At 66.1% G+C, this 18,348-nt stretch carries 15 protein-coding genes and 2 pseudogenes; 10 read left to right on the top strand and 7 right to left on the bottom strand.

Annotation, left to right across the window (positions count from 1 at the left end; all coding sequences use genetic code 11):
* Nucleotides 1–97: 97 nt before the first annotated feature.
* Nucleotides 98–1,063 carry an IS481 family transposase gene (locus FV222_RS01375; protein WP_147812738.1) on the bottom strand — a complete coding sequence of 322 codons (966 nt, stop codon included), beginning with the start codon at nt 1,061–1,063 and terminating at the stop codon, nt 98–100.
* 163 nt (nt 1,064–1,226) lie between these two features.
* Between FV222_RS01375 and FV222_RS01370 the strand changes: the two genes are divergently transcribed.
* The gene (locus FV222_RS01370) at nt 1,227–1,553 is read left to right on the top strand and encodes a helix-turn-helix transcriptional regulator (RefSeq protein WP_147812737.1); all 327 of its coding nucleotides are present in this window, start codon (nt 1,227–1,229) and stop codon (nt 1,551–1,553) included.
* Between the two features lie 449 nt (nt 1,554–2,002).
* Here FV222_RS01370 and FV222_RS01365 read toward each other — a convergent pair whose 3' ends face one another.
* Nucleotides 2,003–2,944 (bottom strand): LysR family transcriptional regulator, encoded by a 942-nt coding sequence (locus FV222_RS01365; RefSeq protein ID WP_147812736.1) that lies wholly within the window; start codon nt 2,942–2,944, stop codon nt 2,003–2,005.
* Nucleotides 2,945–3,066: 122 nt separating this feature from the next.
* On the opposite strand from FV222_RS01365, the gene FV222_RS01360 reads away from it, so the two are divergent.
* From FV222_RS01360 to FV222_RS01340, 5 genes are all read left to right on the top strand, one after another.
* Nucleotides 3,067–4,050: a nitronate monooxygenase gene (locus tag FV222_RS01360; RefSeq protein ID WP_147812735.1), complete on the top strand. Its 984-nt coding sequence runs from the start codon at nt 3,067–3,069 to the stop codon at nt 4,048–4,050.
* A 25-nt stretch (nt 4,051–4,075) separates the two neighbouring features.
* Nucleotides 4,076–4,465 carry a tautomerase family protein gene (locus FV222_RS01355; protein ID WP_147812734.1) on the top strand — a complete coding sequence of 130 codons (390 nt, stop codon included), beginning with the start codon at nt 4,076–4,078 and terminating at the stop codon, nt 4,463–4,465.
* Nucleotides 4,466–4,615: 150 nt separating this feature from the next.
* On the top strand, nt 4,616–4,879 hold the full coding sequence (locus FV222_RS01350; RefSeq protein ID WP_147812733.1) for a DUF485 domain-containing protein: 264 nt from the start codon (nt 4,616–4,618) through the stop codon (nt 4,877–4,879).
* Between the two features lie 5 nt (nt 4,880–4,884).
* Nucleotides 4,885–6,516 (top strand): cation/acetate symporter ActP, encoded by a 1,632-nt coding sequence (actP, locus tag FV222_RS01345; protein WP_147812732.1) that lies wholly within the window; start codon nt 4,885–4,887, stop codon nt 6,514–6,516.
* A gap of 66 nt (nt 6,517–6,582) precedes the next feature.
* Entirely contained in the window at nt 6,583–7,215 is a 633-nt protein-coding gene (locus FV222_RS01340) for a glutathione S-transferase N-terminal domain-containing protein (RefSeq protein ID WP_147812731.1), read from the top strand.
* Between the two features lie 980 nt (nt 7,216–8,195).
* Here the strand turns inward: FV222_RS01340 and FV222_RS01335 are convergent.
* A complete protein-coding gene (locus FV222_RS01335) occupies nt 8,196–8,849 on the bottom strand; it encodes a TetR/AcrR family transcriptional regulator (protein WP_147812730.1) in 654 nt (217 codons plus the stop codon).
* Nucleotides 8,850–9,370: 521 nt separating this feature from the next.
* On the opposite strand from FV222_RS01335, the gene FV222_RS01330 reads away from it, so the two are divergent.
* The 4 genes from FV222_RS01330 (at nt 9,371) to FV222_RS01315 (ending at nt 14,061) form a co-directional block, all read left to right on the top strand.
* Complete coding sequence (locus FV222_RS01330; RefSeq protein ID WP_238262617.1) at nt 9,371–10,390, top strand: HlyD family secretion protein; 1,020 nt, start codon at nt 9,371–9,373, stop codon at nt 10,388–10,390.
* Nucleotides 10,387–11,955, top strand: coding sequence for a DHA2 family efflux MFS transporter permease subunit (locus FV222_RS01325; RefSeq protein ID WP_147812729.1), 1,569 nt, complete (start codon nt 10,387–10,389; stop codon nt 11,953–11,955). The genes FV222_RS01330 and FV222_RS01325 overlap by 4 nt, the downstream gene beginning before the upstream one ends.
* A gap of 1 nt (nt 11,956) precedes the next feature.
* A complete protein-coding gene (locus FV222_RS01320) occupies nt 11,957–13,561 on the top strand; it encodes an efflux transporter outer membrane subunit (protein WP_147812728.1) in 1,605 nt (534 codons plus the stop codon).
* 206 nt (nt 13,562–13,767) lie between these two features.
* Complete coding sequence (locus tag FV222_RS01315) at nt 13,768–14,061, top strand: hypothetical protein (protein ID WP_246685271.1); 294 nt, start codon at nt 13,768–13,770, stop codon at nt 14,059–14,061.
* A 148-nt stretch (nt 14,062–14,209) separates the two neighbouring features.
* On the opposite strand, the pseudogene FV222_RS01310 reads toward FV222_RS01315, so the two are convergent.
* The 4 genes and pseudogenes from FV222_RS01310 to FV222_RS01290 form a co-directional block, all read right to left on the bottom strand.
* Nucleotides 14,210–14,926: pseudogene (locus tag FV222_RS01310) on the bottom strand (DUF4113 domain-containing protein); the annotation flags it as partial.
* Between the two features lie 180 nt (nt 14,927–15,106).
* Nucleotides 15,107–15,839: pseudogene (locus tag FV222_RS01305) on the bottom strand (ATP-binding protein); the annotation flags it as partial.
* Between the two features lie 170 nt (nt 15,840–16,009).
* Nucleotides 16,010–17,341, bottom strand: coding sequence for an ATP-binding protein (locus FV222_RS01295; RefSeq protein ID WP_246685272.1), 1,332 nt, complete (start codon nt 17,339–17,341; stop codon nt 16,010–16,012).
* Between the two features lie 5 nt (nt 17,342–17,346).
* Nucleotides 17,347–18,066: a response regulator gene (locus tag FV222_RS01290; RefSeq protein ID WP_147812725.1), complete on the bottom strand. Its 720-nt coding sequence runs from the start codon at nt 18,064–18,066 to the stop codon at nt 17,347–17,349.
* Nucleotides 18,067–18,348 lie beyond the last annotated feature (282 nt).

The raw sequence follows: 18,348 nt of genomic DNA, 5'->3' as shown, positions 1-18,348 counted from the left end.
TCCGACACAAGGAATGGTGCATGCAGGCACGGAGGACCGGCTTCGCAGTCGGGGGGCCGTCCTTGCCTCGAACCGCCGAGGCGTCCGCCCGGCCTTGCTAGGTGTGCAGTCCCGAAGTGAGGTGGGTTGGATCGTATCTGAAGCGGTCTGGATTGTCTGCCCAGGCCCGGCAGGTCGCTTCGTATGGCGTAAGGCCGCGTAGGGATTTGAGTTGCCGAGCGAAGTTGTAGGCATTCAGGAAGGCGGCGAGGTGGTCTCGCAGTTGGTCGTGGCTATCGTAATGGTAGCGCTTGACCGTCGCCTCCTTGAGGGTCCGGTTCATGCGCTCGACCTGGCCATTGGTCCACGGGTGGTTTGGCTTGGTCAGCCGATGCTCGATGTCGTGCGCCCGGCAGATCTGGTCGAAGCGGTTGACGCGGTACAGGGCAGTCGGGCCTCGACGGTTCTTGGGCAGCTCGGCGAACTGGATGCCGTTGTCGGTCAGGATGGTATGCAGGCGGTAAGGACAGGCCTCGATGAGCGCCTCCAGGAAGGCGCAGGCCACGAGCCGATCGGCGCGTTCGTGCAGCTGGGCGAAGGCGTATTTGGATGTCCTGTCGATCGCCACCCAAAGGTACAGCTTGCCTTCGCCGGTGCGAACTTCCGCGATGTCGATATGGAAGAAGCCGATCGGGTAGGCCTTGAAGGCTTGCTTACCGGGTTTGTCGCCGCCGACCTCGGGTAACCGACTGATCCCGTGGCGCTGCAGACAGCGATGCAGCGATGATCGAGTCAGGTGCGGAATCGTGGCCTGCAGCGCGTAGAGGCAATCGTCCAGCGGCAGCAGCGTGTACCGGCGGAAGGCGACGATCACCGCCTCTTCCTCGGTCGTGAGCACGGTAGAGTGCGGTGTCTTCGGTCCCATCGCCGCGTCATGAACGAAGGCTCGCTTACGCCACTTCGCGACCGTCTTGGGGTTCAGCCTATGCTGTGCGGCAAGCTCTTTGAGCGAAGCTTTCGATCGCTGTAGCGCTGCTCTGACCGCGTGCGTGGTCGTGGCGCAGCCGTGGAGAACCTGTCCCATAACGCCTCCTTATGCGAATGGCATGGAGCGCTGAGATCGTCGCCCCCTTCGCGCAAAAGGGGAACCCTTCTGAACCCATGGACGGGCATGCCTATGGCCGCGTTGGCTTCAAAAATGATCGATATATGATACATTGCTGAATGCAGTGTATGAGATATCGATCATGAGGACGACAGCCATCATCAGTACGGAGGAGCTCGAGAGCCTCCAAACCCTCGGCAGGCGCATTCGCCTCTGCCGGCTACGGCGAAATCTCAGTCAGCAGGAGCTCGCAGAGCGTATGGGCGTCGGACGGATGTCCGTCGTGTCTCTTGAGCGGGGCCGTCCAGGCGTAAGTCTGCTGACACTACTGAAGGCTTTGACGATTTTCGATACGTCGTACACGGCCCGGCTCGGCGATCTGCTCGCAGCCGATCCGATCGGGGAGGGCATTGAGGTGGTGACCGGCCGGCAGCGTGCAGCGCACGTGCCAGGGGTCGCCGATTTCTGATACGCTCGCTGTAAATGCCGCCGTTTATTTTGCCTGCCGGCGGGACAGCTTGTGGATCGGTATCGAACCATGGTTCGATACCGATCCACAGCCCATGCGCCCCCGTTCGAAATCCGCCCGTTACGCGAATGGCCGATCGGAATGGCGTTTGGATCTCGGCCCTTCATTCAGAAGCGGCCCTTCCGCATGCGACCCAACACAGTCATTCATGCTACTATGAGCGTCGCTCGAAAGCGGACATAGACGATAGCTCTACTTAACGGCCGAAATTGACCCTAAGCGGGCATTCGAGGCGCTGGCGCCGTGAGACTGGATGGGGTGGGGAGCGGACCCTCACCCTTTGCCGTCAAGCGGACGTTCCGGCTCCGACCTAAAGCAGTCTTCTCTCTCCACACGGGCATGCCCCAGCAGATAAAGGTGCCCAAGCTCAACGATCATGACGGACAAAATTACTTGGTCGAGAAGCACAGCGCACCCTTCGGATCGGCAGGAGCATCGTCCTTGGGTAGCAGCTCAAATGCCGAGTAGGTATGATCCAAGAACCGCTCAAACGCCGCGGTCAGCAAGCTGTCCTTCCGATAGACTAGCAGCGTCTGTGCAATGCCAGCACCATCCGGGAGTGCATGGATCGAAACACGCCCTGATCGCTGCATCGGTTCGGCGACGACCCGTGGGAGCAGCGACACGCCCATCCCTGCCTCAACGCAGCCGATGATCCCGTCCAGCGTGCCGAAATCCATCCGGCGGACATGCACCAGGCCGTGCGCCGCAAGGAACCCTTCGAGGCGCAGTCGGTAAGAGCACCCGGTCTTGAACACCAGCACCCGCGCCTCGCGCTTGCTCCCCAACATAGCCAGCACCTCGTCGTGGGTCTGGATCTTCGCGCCAGCCACGAGCACCAGCTCCTCTTTCAGCACCGGGATCGTCGCCAGATCGTCCTGGCTGATTGGTCCTGCGACGAAGGCCGCTTCGATCTTCCGGTCGAGGACGGAAGTGATCAGGGCCTCGGTCGGTCCCAGTTCCAATTCGATGTCCACCTCGGGGTAATGGGCGGCATAGTTCGTCAGGAGGCGTGGCAGACGTAGGGCCGCGGTGGTCTCCATCGAACCGAGGCGCAGAAGCCCCTGTGGTGTCTCGTCGGACAGCACCGCCTGCTCGGCGTCGGCCAGCAGGCGCCCGACCTGCATGGCGTAGGGCAGCAGCCGCTCACCGGCACGGGTCAGGGTCACGCCTCGGGTGCCCCGGTAGAACAGGGTGGTATGCAGCGCCTGTTCGAGAGCACGGATGCGCCCCGTGACGTTGGACTGCACGGTGTTGAGGACTGCAGCCGCCCGGCTGATCCCACCCGCTTCGGCCACTGCCGCGAAAAACATCAGGTCTGCGCTGTTCATGGCATCGCCATTCGAGATGGGGGGCATCTGAACTAATCATTATACCTGATTGGCGCAGTCCGCTACAGCAACGTCCCGGCTAGTGGTGGGCGCCGAGAGAGGTGCCGAAACCGGGGGCGAACATGGCATTGCGGACCCGACTGACAGACACCTTCGGGATCAAGCATCCCATCGTCCTGGCGCCCATGGATCCTGCCTCGGGTGGCGCACTGGCTGCGGCGGTGAGCGGTGCGGGCGGCCTCGGCCTGATTGGCGGCGGTTACGGCGACCGCGAGATGCTGGAGCGTGAGTTCGCGCGGGCCGGCAATCAGCGGGTCGGCTGCGGCTTCATCACCTGGTCGATGGCGAAGAACCCCGAGCTGCTGGATCTGGCGCTCGCGCATAAGCCGGCCGCCATGATGCTGTCTTTCGCTGATCCGGCTCCCTTCGCCGAGAAGATCCGAGCGGCCGGTGTCCCGCTGATCTCCCAAGTGCACAACCTAGAACATGCCCGCCGCGCACTCGATGCCGGTGCGGACGTGCTCGTGGCTCAAGGTACCGATGCCGGCGGCCACGGTCTGACGACCCGTGGCACCATCACGCTCGTGCCGAACGTCGTGGACCTTGTCGCCCGTGAGCGACCGGGGGTCCTGGTCCTGGCGGCGGGCGGCATCGCTGACGGTCGTGGTATCGCGGCGGCCCTGATGCTCGGTGCCGACGGCGCATTGCTGGGCACCCGCTTCTGGGCGACGCAGGAAGCCTTGATCCACCCGGCCGCCAAAGCCCGCGTGGTCGCCGCTACCGGCGACGAGACGGTGCGCACCTCCGTCTACGACATCGTCCGTAACCGTACCTGGCCGACCGAGTACACCGGCCGGCTCATGCGCAATCGGTTCATCGAGACCTGGCATGGCCGCGAGGACGAGCTGCGTGGCCTCGCAGGTGAAGAGCGCAAGGCCGTCGAGGCTGCCGACCAGAGCGGCGACTACGATGTCTCGAACGTGACGGTGGGCGAGGCGATCGGCCTTGTCCAAGACCTGCCGCCAGCCGGTGAGCTGGTTGAGCGCCTCGCGGCGGATGCGGAGGCGCGGTTGATCGGCGTCACGCGGACCGTCGTCACCGCCTGACGACCCTGACAATCCGAGAGGACCCATGCCCCTGCTTCGCTTTGATCTCGTCGAAGGCCGCAGCGCCGAGGAGCTACAGACGCTGCTTGATGCTGCCCACGACGCCATGCTGGAGGCATTCAAGGTGCCGCCCGGCGACCGCTACCAGATCGTGCACGAGCACCCGACCGCGCACATGATCGTGGAAGATACCGGGCTCGGCATTCCCCGGACCGACAAACGGGTTGTGCTGCAGGTGACCACCCGGCCCCGTAGCCGGGAGATGAAGGAAGCTTTCTACCGGCTGCTCTGCGAGCACCTGCAGGAGCGGTGTGGAGTCGAGCCCGCCGACGTGGTCGTCTCGATGGTCAGCAACACCGACGACGACTGGTCGTTCGGTCACGGTCGCGCCCAGTTTCTGACCGGCGAACTCTAACGCTTCCTTGGTATATCACTGGGACCGCACAGGTTATGACCTGTGCGGTTTGTTGTGTTGTAATTGTGCATTGATCTTTGGTGGTTATTATAAATGGCATGAAAACTGCTCCAGCTCCATCGTTTCACTAATCGATGGAGATGTGATCTCATGAATCCTGTTGCCCGCCAAAAACAAGGCGCCCAAAATATCTATCTGGGGGTTGCCCTCACCCTCATCCTCGTCGTCGCGTACTTCGGCTTCGTGGCCCTCGGAGCCTTCGCTCCGGCGCTGCTGGCCAAACCCGTCCTTGGTGGGGGAACGGTGACGTGGGCATTCGCCTACGGCCTGTTCGTCATGGCGCTCGGCGTTATTCTGACGGGGCTCTACGTCCTTGTCGTCAACCGCGCCGAAGCGCGCTTGGCCGGGGAGTAAGCGCCATGCCGTTCCATGCACACATCAAGCGGACCGCGCTCGCTACAGCCGGAATCCTGCCCACGCAGACAGCATGGGCTGCCTCAGGAGAGACAACCGGCGTCAACCTGACAGCCATCGGGCTCTTCCTTGCCTTCGTGGCGCTCACTCTCTGGATCACGTGGTGGGCGGCCAAGCGCACCAAAACGGCTGACGACTTCTATGCCGCCGGCGGCAGCATCACCGGCTTCCAGAACGGGCTGGCGATCGCCGGCGACTTCATGTCGGCCGGGGCCTTCCTCGGGATCACCGGCCTCGTCTTCGCCTCAGGCTTCGACGGGCTGATCTACGCGGTGGGCTACACCACCGGCATGCCGATCGTGGTGTTCCTGCTCGCCGAACGCCTGCGGCGCCTGGGGCGCTACACCTTCACCGACGTGGTCTGCACTCGGCTCTCGGAACGCCCTATCCGCATCTTCTCCGCCTGCGCCTCGCTGGTCGTGGTGGCGTTCTACCTCATCGCGCAGATGGTCGGGGCGGGGCAGCTCATCCAGCTCCTGTTCGGGCTCGACTACCTCTATGCCGAGTTCGTCGTCGGCATCCTGATGATCTGCTACGTGATGTTCGGCGGCATGGTCGCCACCACCTGGGTGCAGATTGTCAAGGCCGGGCTGCTGCTCGTCGGCGGCACGCTGATCGCCGTGCTGGTGATGGCGGCCTTCCGCTTCGATTTCGGGGCGCTGCTGGCGCGTGCGGCCTCGGTCCACCCGAAGGGCGCCGCGATCCTCGGGCCGCAGTTCCCCGCGAAGGATCCGGTCTCGGCGATCTCGCTGGCGCTCGCGCTGATGCTCGGCACCGCCGGCCTGCCGCACATCCTGATGCGCTTCTTCACGGTGCCCGATGCGCGTGCCGCCCGCGTCTCGGTGTTCTGGGCTGCCACCTGGATGAACTATTTCTTCGCACTCACCTTCATCCTCGGCTTCGGTGCCATCGCGCTCACCGCAGGCAATCCAGCCTATGTCGATGCGCTGGGCGCGCTCCGCGGCGGCGGCAACATGGCGGCGATCCACCTGAGCCACGCAGTTGGGGGCGATGCGCTGATGGGCTTCATCTCGGCGGTGGCGTTCGCGACCATCCTCGCGGTGGTCGCGGGGCTAACGCTGGCCGGGGCGTCGGCCGTCAGCCACGACCTCTATGCCAGCGTAATCCGGCGCGGACAGGCGAGCGAAGGATCCGAGGTGCGGATCTCGCGTATCGCCACATTCGTGCTCGGTCTCGTGGCGATCGGGCTCGGCATCGCCTTCAAAGGCCAGAACGTCGCCTACATGGTAAGCCTAGCGTTCGCCATCGCCTGCTCCTCGACCTTCCCGATCCTGCTGCTTGCGCTCTACTGGCGCGGGCTGACAACCAGGGGTGCGGTGACGGGCGGCATCGTTGGGCTGGCGAGCGCATTGGGCCTCACCGTGCTTGGGCCGGCGGTGTGGGTGAAAGTGCTGGGCTACGCGACGCCAATCTTCCCCGTCGACCCGCCGACGCTGGTCACCTTGCCGCTGGCCTTCGCCACCTGTTGGGCCGTGTCGCGGCTCGATCATAGCGCACAGGGCACCGACGACCGCACTCGGTTCGACCTGCATGGCAGTGCGCAGGCCGCCGAATAAATCACGATCCCGCCGCCGCGGCCGTCAGGCCGCGGCACTCCGCAAACACGCTTCAACAAGGTCGTCATGTACAAGCTGATCAGTGCCACCCCGAGCCCCTACGCACGCAAGGTCCGCATCGCGCTCGCCGAGAAGGGCCTGCCCTTTGAGCTCCTAACCGAGGTGCCGTGGGACGCCACCACCTCGCTGCCGCGCCACAACCCGCTGGAGAAGCTTCCGGTGCTTCTGCTGCCGGACGGCGGCAGCGTCTATGAATCAAGCTACATCCTGCAATGGCTGGAGCTGAAGCACCCCAAAACGCCGCTGTTGCCGGCCGAAGTGGACGGCATCCTCGCGGCGCGAAGACTCGAGGTGTTGTGCGACGGCATCTGCGACGCCATGGTGCTGACCTTCTTCGAGCGACAGCGCAGCGAGGGCGCGAGCGCCCCGTGGCTTGCCCGCCAGCGCCGCAAGATCGATGGGGGGCTCGCCGAGATCGCCCGCCTCGTCGGTGAGCGCGAGTTCGCGGTCGGCGACCGCTTCTCACTCGGCGACATCGCAGCGGGCACGGTGGTCGGCTACCTCGCGGTGCGGTTCCAGGAGCTGCCCTGGCGCGACACGCATCCGAACCTGGCAGTCCTCAGCGACCGGCTGGAGAAGCGCCCGTCGTTCCAGGCCTCCGTGCCCTTCGCGCAGACCATAACCGATCGGGTAGTCTAGTGGCTGAGATCTGACGCTTGGTACCGCATTTCCTCGCCTGAAATGCTCCTGAACGTTGGGTCGTTGCCGCATCTGATTTGATCCCGACGCGGGTTTGGCGACGGGGGTGGCGAGGAGGCGGGTGAGCATGGCGACGCGCGATGAGCTGGTTATGGCGTTGGCGACCCGGTACCGAGGCAGCGGACGTGCGAGGAAAACCCGCATCCTGAACGAGTTCGCGTCCGTGATGGGCCCCCAACGCAATCACGCGATGCGGCTGCTCCGAGCCGACTCACCGGGAAGGCCCCGACAGCACGACCGGAACGGCAAGTCTACAACAAGGCGTTGCACGAAGCGCTGATCGTGCTCTGGGAAATTCCCGACCGGATCTGCGGCAAGCGACTGAAGGCGATGATTCGGATGTTACTGCCGGCGATGGAGCGCTAACCTTTACGCATCTTATGCGCTCGCAAGGTTGCTGGCGCCTCCGGCGCTGCAGTTCCTTTCATCGAGGTACGATAATTCTACGACATGCTGCCTCATCCTACATCGACCATCACTGGACAACGCCTCGAAGCTTTAAGAGCCTGTGCCCTCAACCGGCAATGTATGCGGCACGGCACATACTCGAGCGTCATGCCGGTGCTTCACGATCTGGGGCTGGCGGAGGGGCAGCACATACGCGTGCAGGCCCCACACAGGTGCCCAGCTGCCGCCACCGCTGAGTGCGCTATTCAAAAGCAGCCATTCGTTAGCCTTCTGGCAACTTCGGCTCGGGGTGGGGAGCGGACCCTGACCTCTGGTCCGGAAGTGGACGTTCCGCCTTCGACCCAACACAGTCGTAGGGACCGCCATCAGCGCTTCCCGAAAGCGGCCATTCGCCGGCCGTCCGGCAACTTCGGCTCGGGGTGGGAAGCGGCAACTGCCTTTACGTTCGGGAGCGGACGTTCCGGGGCTTAGGTCAAGACGAGATCCTGCGGTCGATATCGTATCGGTTCCGGTCAAGCCTTCGCATGGTAGACAGCGAGGAAGATCCGGACCGCCTCGTCGACATGGCCTTGCATGCGCTCGGTACCATGTTCATCCCTATGGGGAATGAATAGGCGCACCGGGACGATCTTTCCGATGATCAGCCCGATGAACATATTCGCTGCGAGTTCCGGGTCGTCCCCGATGAACGTACTGCGAGCCTGGGCGTCCTTCAAGTATTCTGTCAGCTTGTGCAGCGTACGACCGGGGCACATGGCGTAGAAGGCTTCACCCAGGGCGGGATTACGCGAGACCTCGGCGACGATGATGCGTGCAAGCGCCGACATTTCCGGCATGACCATCGCTTCGTAGAGCTTCGTCCCGACAGCCTTAAGGACGGTTTGCAGCGGCCCGGTACTTTCGAGGTCGGTATCGATCCGCTGTCTGAGTTCGAGCGTACGATTGCCCACCACCTCGATGAACAGGTCATCCTTCGAACCGAAGTGGCGGTAAACCGTCTCGGTCGAAGCGCCGGCTTCGACCGCCACCAGTCGCATCGTGGTGTCCGAGAAGCCGTGCTTGAGGAACACCTGTTCCGCGACCGCCGCGATCTCCGCACGACGCCGATCGCCGCGTGGAACACGAACCCGCGAGCGCTTTTCCGAACCGACCGTTTCGCTTGACATAACCACCTGTTTCTAGATTAGAAACGAAACGTTCGGTTCAGATGTTCCTACCGGCTTCCGATGGGCGCGTCCACATTATCTCGCTGAGAGCTTAGCGAGAGCAGAGGCTTACGTCCCCCTCCATGCGCGAAGACGATGTAGACGACTTCCGATCGCCAAGGCGGTCCGCAAGCCGACGGGACATGCTTGATGTCGGCTCGATGCGGCGCGCAGGGGCCCGGTACGACGACAGCCATCCCGACGACGCCGACGGGCGGCGGCGCCCTCCCGACGAAGGTGCGCGTCCGAACCGGGACAGATCCGGCCGTGACGACGACGATCGATCGGCGCCTGATCGCCGTGACGACGAACGGCCCCGCCGCGGCCGCGACGAGCAGGATCGTCGCGACCAGAGGTCGGATGCCGGACGTGACCGAGGCCGGAGCGAGGATAGCGACGAGCAGGAGGACAAAAAGAACTCGGACGCGGACAAGGGCGACGACGGGGACGACCAGAGAGCCCGAAAGAAACGCCGGCCGCTGGTGATCGGGATCGCGGCCGTGGTCCTGCTGCTGCTGGCCGGAGGTGGCCTTTATTACTGGCTGTCGACCCGGGGGAAGATCAGCACCGACGACGCCTACACCGACGGTAACATCGTCAACGTCGCCCCGCAGGTCGCCGGTCAGGTCATCGCCCTCGACGTCACCGACAACCAGTTCGTGCACAAGGGCGATCCGCTATTCCGCATCGACCCGCGCCAGTTCGTCTACAGCCGCGAGCAGGCCCAGGGTCAGCTCGACGCCAACAACGCGCAGATCGCCAACCAGCGGCTCGGCGTCGAGATCGCGAAGAAGAACTTCCCCGCCGCGCTCCAGCTCGCGCAGGCGAACCTCGACTCGGCCAAGGCTAACCTCGCCCTGCAGCAGGCCAATTTCGACCGGCAGAAGAGCCTGCCCAAGCTGGCGACGACGCAGCAGGAGGTCGACACCACGGCGGCGAACTACCAGCAGGCCAAGGCCCAGGTCGAGCAGGCGCAGGCGCGCCTGGTCCAGGCCATGCCGGTCCAGCAGAACATCGGCCAGTCCGAGCAGCAGGTCGACCAGCTCAAGGGTCAGGCAGAGCAGGCGAAGGCGCAGGTCGACCAAGCTAACCTCAACATCGAGTGGAGCGTGGTGCGCGCATCCCAGGACGGCTGGGTCACGAAGCGCAACGTTAACGCCGGCGACTACCTCACCGCCGGGCAGCAGGTCATGTCGCTGGTCACCACCGACGTCTGGGTCACGGCCAACTACAAGGAGACTGAGCTCGACGGCATGCGCCCGGGGCAACGCGTCAAGGTCGCCATCGACGCCTACCCCGATCTCGACCTGCAAGGGCACGTCGACTCGATCCAGCGCGGGTCGGGCTCGAAGTTCTCGGCCTTCCCGGCCGAGAACGCCACCGGCAACTTCATCAAGATCGTCCAGCGCGTGCCGGTGAAGATCGTCATCGACAGCGGCCTGAGGAAGGACGAACCCTTGCCCCTGGGCGTCAGCGTCGAACCCACGGTGATGCTCAAGTGAGCGGCGCATCGGACGGCTGGAAGCCCGCCCACAACCCCTGGCTCATCGCCATCGCGGTGACGCTGGCGGCGTTCATGGAGGTGCTCGACACCACCATCGTCAACGTGGCGCTGCCCTACATCGCCGGGTCGCTGGCGGCGTCGAACGACGAGGCCACCTACACGCTGACGGCGTACCTGGTCGCCAACGGCATCGTGCTGACCATCGCGGGGTGGCTGTCCGACACCATCGGGCGCAAGCGCTACTTCCTGATCTGCATCGGCATGTTCACGGTCTCGTCGTTCCTGTGCGGGCTGTCGCAGAGTCTCGGGCAGATCATCGTGTTCCGACTGATGCAGGGCTTCTTCGGCGGCGGCCTGCAGCCGAGCCAGCAATCGATCATCCTCGACACCTTCCCGCCGGCCAAACGCGGCGCCGCCTTCGGGGTCACCGCGGTGGCGACTGTGGTCGCCCCGGTCCTCGGGCCGACGCTCGGCGGCTACCTCGTCGAGCATTCGACCTGGCGCTGGATCTTCTTCATCAACGTGCCGGTCGGGATCTTCACGCTGTTCGCAAACGCCTACCTCGTCCAGGATCCCCCGGCCGAGAAGGAGAAGCGCTCCCGCGGCCTCGACTACGTCGGCCTCGGCCTGATCGTCCTCGGCATCGGCTGCATGCAGATCATGATCGACCGCGGCGAGGACGACGGCTGGTTCGGCTCGCCCTTCATCCGGACCATGGCCGTCCTCGCCTTCCTCGGGATTTTTGGCGCCATCTGCTGGCTGCTCACCGCGAAGAAGCCGATCATCGACCTGGGGGTGTTCAAGGACCGGAACTTCGCCGTCGGCTGCCTGCTCATCGGCGCCCTGGGCGCGCTGCTCTACGCGGGCTCGGTCCTGATCCCGCAATTCTCCCAGCAGGTGCTCGGTTACCCCGCCCTCGATTCCGGCTTCATCCTGTCGCCTGGGGGCGTCGCGGTCATCGTCCTGATTCCCATCGTCGGCATGCTGATGAAGGTCGTGCAGACCCGTTACATCATCATGTTCGGGTTCGCCTTCATGGGCTGCGCGATGTTCTATTCGAGCCGGATCGCGCTCGACATCGACTTCCGGACACTGGTCCTCATGCGCACGTTGCAGACGGCGGCGCTGGCGTTCCTGTTCGTTCCGATCTCCACCGTGGCCTACCTGACGCTGCCGCAGAAGTACCGCAGCGACGGATCGGCCCTGTTCTCGATGTTCCGCAACGTGTTCGGCTCGGTCGGGATCTCCCTGTCGACCGCCGCCGTCACGGAGCGGACGCAGGCCGACCAGGCACACCTCTCAGGGTTCATGACGCCGCTTCGCCAGGGCTACAACACGCTGATCCAGGAGAGCGAGCACACCCTCAGGTCGCTCGGACGCGCCGCCTCGGTGGTGCATCAACAAGCCGTCGCGCACACCTACCAGACCTACCTGAAGCAGGCTCAGGTGCTCGCCTACAGCAACGTCTACCAATACACCGCGCTCCTGGCGTTCCTCGTCGTCCCGTTGTGCTTCCTGATATCGGCCAAGACCGCCCAGGGCGGTGAAGGCGGAGGACATTGAGATGACGCCCCGTCGATACCCCGAACGACGCGCCTACGCGGCACTCGTCGCTTCCGTGCTCGGCCTCGCCGGCTGCACGGTGGGCCCGGACTTCGCCACCCCAACGACCCCGCTCGCGGAGTCGAGCGACTACCTCGACACTGGACTTCCGGTCCGTCGGGCGGGACGGCTCCTGTCGCGCACGACCGAGGCAGAGCCTGACGTGGCGTGGTGGCAAGCCTTCCGGGACCCGGTCCTGTCCCAGCTTGAGGACCGCGTCGCCGCGCAGAACCTCGACGTGCAGACCGCGACCGCCCGCCTGTTCGAGAGCCGGGCCCAGCTCGGGAGCGCCGCCGCCGCCGGGCTGCCGACGCTCAACGGCCAGGGCAGCGCCTATCGCCAGCAGTTTAGCAAGAACGGAACGATCGGCCTTCTGTCGAACTCGCTCGGAAGCCTTGGCGGCGGTACCGGCGGCGGCAACCCCACGGCGCCGCTGACCAACGGGTTCGAGAGCTACACCCTCGGCTTCGACGCGTCGTGGGAGCTCGACCTCTGGGGCAAGGTCCGCCGCTCGGTCGAGTCCGCCCAGGCCCAGGCGGACGCATCGGCCGAGCAGCGCCGCGATGCGCTGGTCTCCAGCCAGGCGGAGTTGGCGCGCGACTACGTGCAGTTGCGCGGGACCCAGGAGCTGATCCGGATCGACCTCGCCAACATCCGGGTCAACGAGCAGATCCTCGACGTCGTCAGGGTGCGTCAGCAGAAGGGTCTGGTCACGGGCCTCGACACGTCCAACGCGGCCCAGCAGGTCGAGTCGATCAAGGCGCAGCTCCCGCAACTGCAGCAGCAGGAGATCCAGCAGATCAACGCGATCTCGCTGCTGCTCGGCGAGCCGCCGCTCGCCCTGTCCCAGGAACTCGTCGCCGGCCGCGCGATCCCGCCGGTCCCGCCGCGCGTGCCGGTCGGGGTGCCGTCGAGCCTGGTCCTGCGCCGCCCCGACATCCGGCGCGCGGAGGCCAACCTGCATTCGGCGGTGGCCGAGATCGGCGTGGCCGAGGCTCAGTTCTTCCCGAGCGTGACGCTGACCGGCAGCCCGACCGTGAACTCGGTCGATCCGGGCAAGCTCTTCCGCGGCTCGTCGCTGCAATACATGAACATCGGGCCGTCGATCTCGATCCCGTTGTTCGAGGGCGGGCGACTGAAGTCGAACCTGGTGCTCCAGCGCGCCCGCCAGCAGGAGGCTGCCATCGCCTATCAGAAGGCGGTGCTCCAGGGCTGGCACGACGTCGTCAACGCCCTGGCTTCCCTGCGCGGCGACGAGGCGCGCCGGGGCCGCTTGGCCAGGCAGGTCGCCGATGCGCGCCAGGCGCTGTCCCTGTCGCGGGCTCGCTACACTCAAGGCGTCGAGATCTTCACCACGGTGCTGCAGGCGTCGCAGACGGTGCTTCAGGCGGAGACCAACCTGTCTCAGGCGACGGCGGCGATCTCCACCGATTTCGTCGCCCTGTCCAAGGCGCTCGGCGGCGGCTGGGAGACTACGTTCCCGAGTGGCCGGACGCCTCCGCTCTCCCTGGCGAAGGTGGGGATCCCCGTCTCGGATGTCGTGCACGGCGCGCCCTTCGAGCAATGAGCGAATGCCGGGCGAAAGCGAGCGGGATGCACGCGCGGGACGGCCCGGGGCACCCGAGACGATGCCGTAAGCGTCACGTCTGAGGGGGCGGGACCATACGAGGCAAACATATCATGTTCTTCCGTCTAACTACCCCGATCTTACTCGCCGTGACCCTAGCGAGCCCGTCCCTGGCACAACCAGGATCTTCGTCTTCCCGACCAACTATGTTGATCCACGGCAACTATTGTGGTCCGGGCAACAAAAGTCCCCTGGCTCCCATCGACGTCCTGGACGCCGCCTGCGCCCGTCACGACGCCTGCACACCGGACGATGCCCTTCCGTCAAAGGCCTGCAATCGTCGCCTTCAGGTCGAGGCGGAGCGGATTGCGAACGACCCGGGTCAGCCAACCGAACTCCGGATGGTTGCCGGCGTCGTCGCTTCCGGTGCCGCCATGATGCCCTTCGCCGAGGCGGGACGGATGACACACCGTGCCGTCACGGGCGGAGGCGGCGACTGACCGGCGGCGATGCCCTGGGGCGAATGAAGCGCATCGCACCTGATGCTCCTCGTCATCTGGTCAGCCCCTCGATGGCGCTCCCCCGCCGGATGCCGAGGCTCCTCCGACGTTGATGCGTCGATAGGGGCGACGCGGAGCGGCCGGCTCCTCAAGCCGCCACGACCGGGATCTCGTCGAGTCGGGTCGTGTATCGCGGTGAGCGCATCTCGAATTTCGTGAACCACCCCCGCGTCGGAGCGAACCCTGCTGCTGCCGGAACGACCGTCCGCGCCCGAAGCGTCGGTTGCAGGCGTCGAGCGCAGCCATCAGCGCGGCATCCTGCTCGCGGTCGATCTGGCCAAGGCCGAGCATCGCCCGCTGCGAGGCATGGAGCGGCAGGAGGTCGGTCGTGACCACGCCGGCCTTGGAGTAGCGGAAGCCGCTCCGCCAGGTCCGCCGGACGCCGTGCGGCCTTCACCAGCACCAACGTGTCGTTGCTGGCTTCGGGCAGGGTCACCACCGTCGAGACCGAGCGTTGCGGTCCGGTCCGGTCGTGCTCCGAGGTGTGTGAGAAGACCGTGACGTGGTCCGTCCCAAGCCCCTCCCGGCGCAGCTTCTCTCCGAGCCGGCTCGCTTGGGTTGCGATCGCCTGCTCCATGGTGGTGAGATCCTCGACCCGGTCCGAGAAGCTGCGGGTGACGGCGCACACCTTGCGGGTGGCGGCTACCTCCTCAAGGTCGAGACAGGCGACGCCGCGCAGCTCCTGCACGAGGCGCTCGCCCATCACCGTCATGACCTTGCGCACCACCCGGGTATCGAGGTCGCGCATGTCGGCGGCGCTCTCGCAGCCGAGCGCCTCCAGCTTGCGGGCGTTCGCCGGGCCGATAGGCGCCCCCATGCGCGACGCCGTCCACGCTCCGCTTCACTTGGCGACCCGCAAGCGGACGTTTCCAGGTCCCGCTAAGGGTCGCGAGCGGTACCCGCGGTTATGTCCGCTCCGATCTATCAGCCACCCGAAAGCAGACCAGCGGAAATCCACCCATGTCGGTCGTAGAACGAACCGGCGGGGGCGTGAGACCTTGGCCGCGTCCGCCATCTGCCGTCCGTTCATGCCGCCGGGCAGGCCGACCCGGTCACCAGCAGGTCTATGCGCACGTCCGACTGCAGCACCTTGAGGCCGGAGGCGCCGTCGCCCGCCTCGATGGCCGCGTAGCCTAGATCCTCTAGCACCTCGGTGACGAGCATCCGGACGGTGGGCTCGTCGTCGACGACCAACACCGTCTCGCCAGCCTTGGCCCGGGCCGCCGCCGAAAGGTCCGGGACCGCCTCCGACACATCCGCCTCACCGCGGTGGCGGGGTAGGTAGAGGCAGACCACCGTACCGTTCCCAGGCTCAAAATAGATCCGCACCTGCCCGCCGGACTGCTTGGCGAAGCCGTAGATCATCGACAAACCGAGGCCCGTACCCTCGCCCATCGGCTTGGTGGTGAAGAATGGATCGAACGCCTTGGCCACTATGTCGGGTGCCATGCCGGTGCCGTTGTCCGAGACGCACAGCGCCACGTACTGCCCCGGCTCCAGGTCGCGCTCGCGGGCGGCGGTCCGGTCGAGCCAGCGGTTGCTCGTCTCGACGACGATGCGGCCGCCGTCGGGCATGGCATCCCGGGCGTTGATGCAGAGGTTGAGCAAGGCGTTCTCAAGCTGGCTCGGATCGACCAGGGTCGGCCACAGGCCGCCGGCGCCGACCACTGTTCTTCAGCAACCGCAACATCGAGGACGCGCTCTACGAGTTCCTCGACCACGCGGGCAATCCCGTCCAGGTTCTCGGCATCGCGGACTTCAAGGCACAGCTGGAAGACCAGATCGCGACAGGGACCTACGAGAAGGTCACCGCCAGGGCGGCGTGAGCCTCCGGGACGCCGAGGGTGCGAATGCCATCCTCGGCGTATCCCACGCGGCGCTCCGGCCCTCAGGCCGGCAGGCTTACTTTCGCCCTCAGGCCACCGCCGGCCCGGTTGACCAGCGCCACGTCGCCGCCATGCGCGCGGATCGCCGACCGTGCGATGGTGAGGCCGAGACCGGTCCCGCCCGTGTCCGCGTTACGCGAACCCTCCAGCCGCGCGAAGGGTGCGAACATCTCCTCGATCCGATCATCGGGTATCCCCGGCCCGTCGTCGTCGACGAGGATACAGATGCCGTCACCGCCCCGCTCAAGGGTGATCCGCGCCCTGTCGCCGTAGCGGACGGCGTTCTCGACGAGGTTGTCGAGGGCCCGACGCAGCGCCATCCGCCGGCCATGGAACGGAAGGTCGGCCGGCGACGCGACGGTTACGTCCTGTCCCAGGACCACGTGGTCGTCCGCAAGGGCCCGGACCATCTCGGCGAGGTCCAACGGGCCGCTGTCCTGGGAGAGCGCATCGTCCCGGGCGAACGCCAGGGTCGCGTCGACCATCCGCTTCATGTCCGAGATCGTGCGGACCATCGCGTCCCTCAGTTCGCCGTCCTCGACCATCTCGGCCCGGAGCCAGAGCGAGGCGATGGGGGTGCGCAGGTCGTGGCTGATGGCGGCCAGCATCCGGGTGCGGTCGGCGACGAAGGCCCGCGAGCGCTCCTGCATCCGGTTGAATGCCGCCGTCATGATCCGCAACTCGCGCGGGCCGCATTCCGCCAGGGGCTCGAACGCTGCGCCCCGACCGGCCATCTCCGCGGCCCTGGCGAGGTCCGCCACCGGACCGACGATCCCGCGTCTGGCGACGGCGACGACCACGAGCACGGCGACCACGCTGGCCAGGACCTGGATGAGCGCGATCCGCATCCACGGCGGGGTACGCGACGCGAGCGGAGCCTCGGCGTTGAGCCAGCGCCCGTCGTCGAGCCGGACGGAGACCCGCAGGGCCTGGTTCCTGTCCGACAGGCGGCCCGGGGGGGCATTGTTCCCGACGTCGCGCTCGACAAGGGCGATCCGCGCCTGGCTCGCGTCGTCCTTCATGCGTCGGTCGATCCGCCGTGCAAGGCGCGTCTCGTCGGCTCCCATCGCGCCTTCTGGGACGAGGCTGCCGGCATCAATGGTGAAGCGGTGGCGGGGGGAACCGTAGGCCGCGACCACGCTCGGGACGGTGTCGGGCTGGACCGCGTCGAGCAGGCGGACCAGCGTGGCGATGCGGTCGACCACCTGGGTCCGGGCCGCCGCCCGGCCGACCCGCGACGACTCGTGAGCGAACATCGCGAAGGCCACGCCCTGGGCGCCTACGACGGCGAGCACCAAGAGGAGCGCGAGACGGCCGCCGAGCGAGTGCGGCACCAGCCTCAAGGCACCGTCCTCACCTCGGCCGGCAGGACGTAGCCGCCGCCCCAGACGGTCTTGAGGAGACCCGGATTGGCCGGGTCGCGCTCCAGCTTGCGTCGGAGGCGGCTGACCTGGTTGTCGATGCTGTGGTCGAACGCGTCGGCGGTCCGGCCGCTGGTCAGGTCGAGGAGTTGGTCACGGGACAGCACCACCCGCGGATGCCGGGTCAACGCAGTTAGCAGGCGGAACTCAGCCGTGCTGAGCGCGACAGGGGTGCCGGCGTCGTCGACGAATTCGCGCCGGTCGGTGTCCAGCGTCCAACGGTCGAACGCCAGCTTGCGTCCGTCGGCCTCGTCCCGGGTGCGGGGCAGCGCGCGCGTGCGCCGGAGGAGGTTCTTGATGCGGGCGAGGAGCTCGCGCGGCTCGAACGGCTTAGTGACGTAGTCGTCGGCCCCGATCTCCAGACCGACGATCCGGTCGGTCCCCTCCGCCAGGGCGGTGAGGAGGATGACGGGCGTGTCGTAGGCCTCCCGGATATGGCCGCAGACCGACAGGCCGTCCTCTCCCGGCATCATGATGTCGAGGAGCACGAGGTCGATGGCACTTCCCGCCAGGACGACGCGAGCGGCCGCCGCGTCCGCGGCGACGGTGACCCGGAGCTCGTGCTTCCTCAGGTAGGCCGCGAGCGGATCGCGGATGTCGCGATGGTCGTCCACCACCATGATGTGTGCGTCGTCCATGTCGCGAACCTTTCGTACTGGACCCTAACGCGCGGCGGCGTCCGCCTCCCGGGGGATTCTGTCGCGAGATGTATCGGGACCTTCGAACCCGCGACGGCTCGCGACGAAAATGGGGTTTCCCGGCAAATTCCTGCGACAGGCCGGCGGCAAGGTGCGGGCAGTCGAAACACCGCATTGGGAGACGAAGCGATGACGAAGGAAGCGGTACGCGCGCCGACCCTGTTGAGGCGGCTCCTGCCCGCGGCCCTGCTGGCGGCCGGTCTGGCGGCGCCGTTGGCCACC

The organism is Methylobacterium sp. WL103 (assembly GCF_008039885.1).
Classification (GTDB): Bacteria; Pseudomonadota; Alphaproteobacteria; order Rhizobiales; family Beijerinckiaceae; genus Methylobacterium; species Methylobacterium cerastii.
This window is presented reverse-complemented; position numbering and strand designations above follow the sequence as displayed.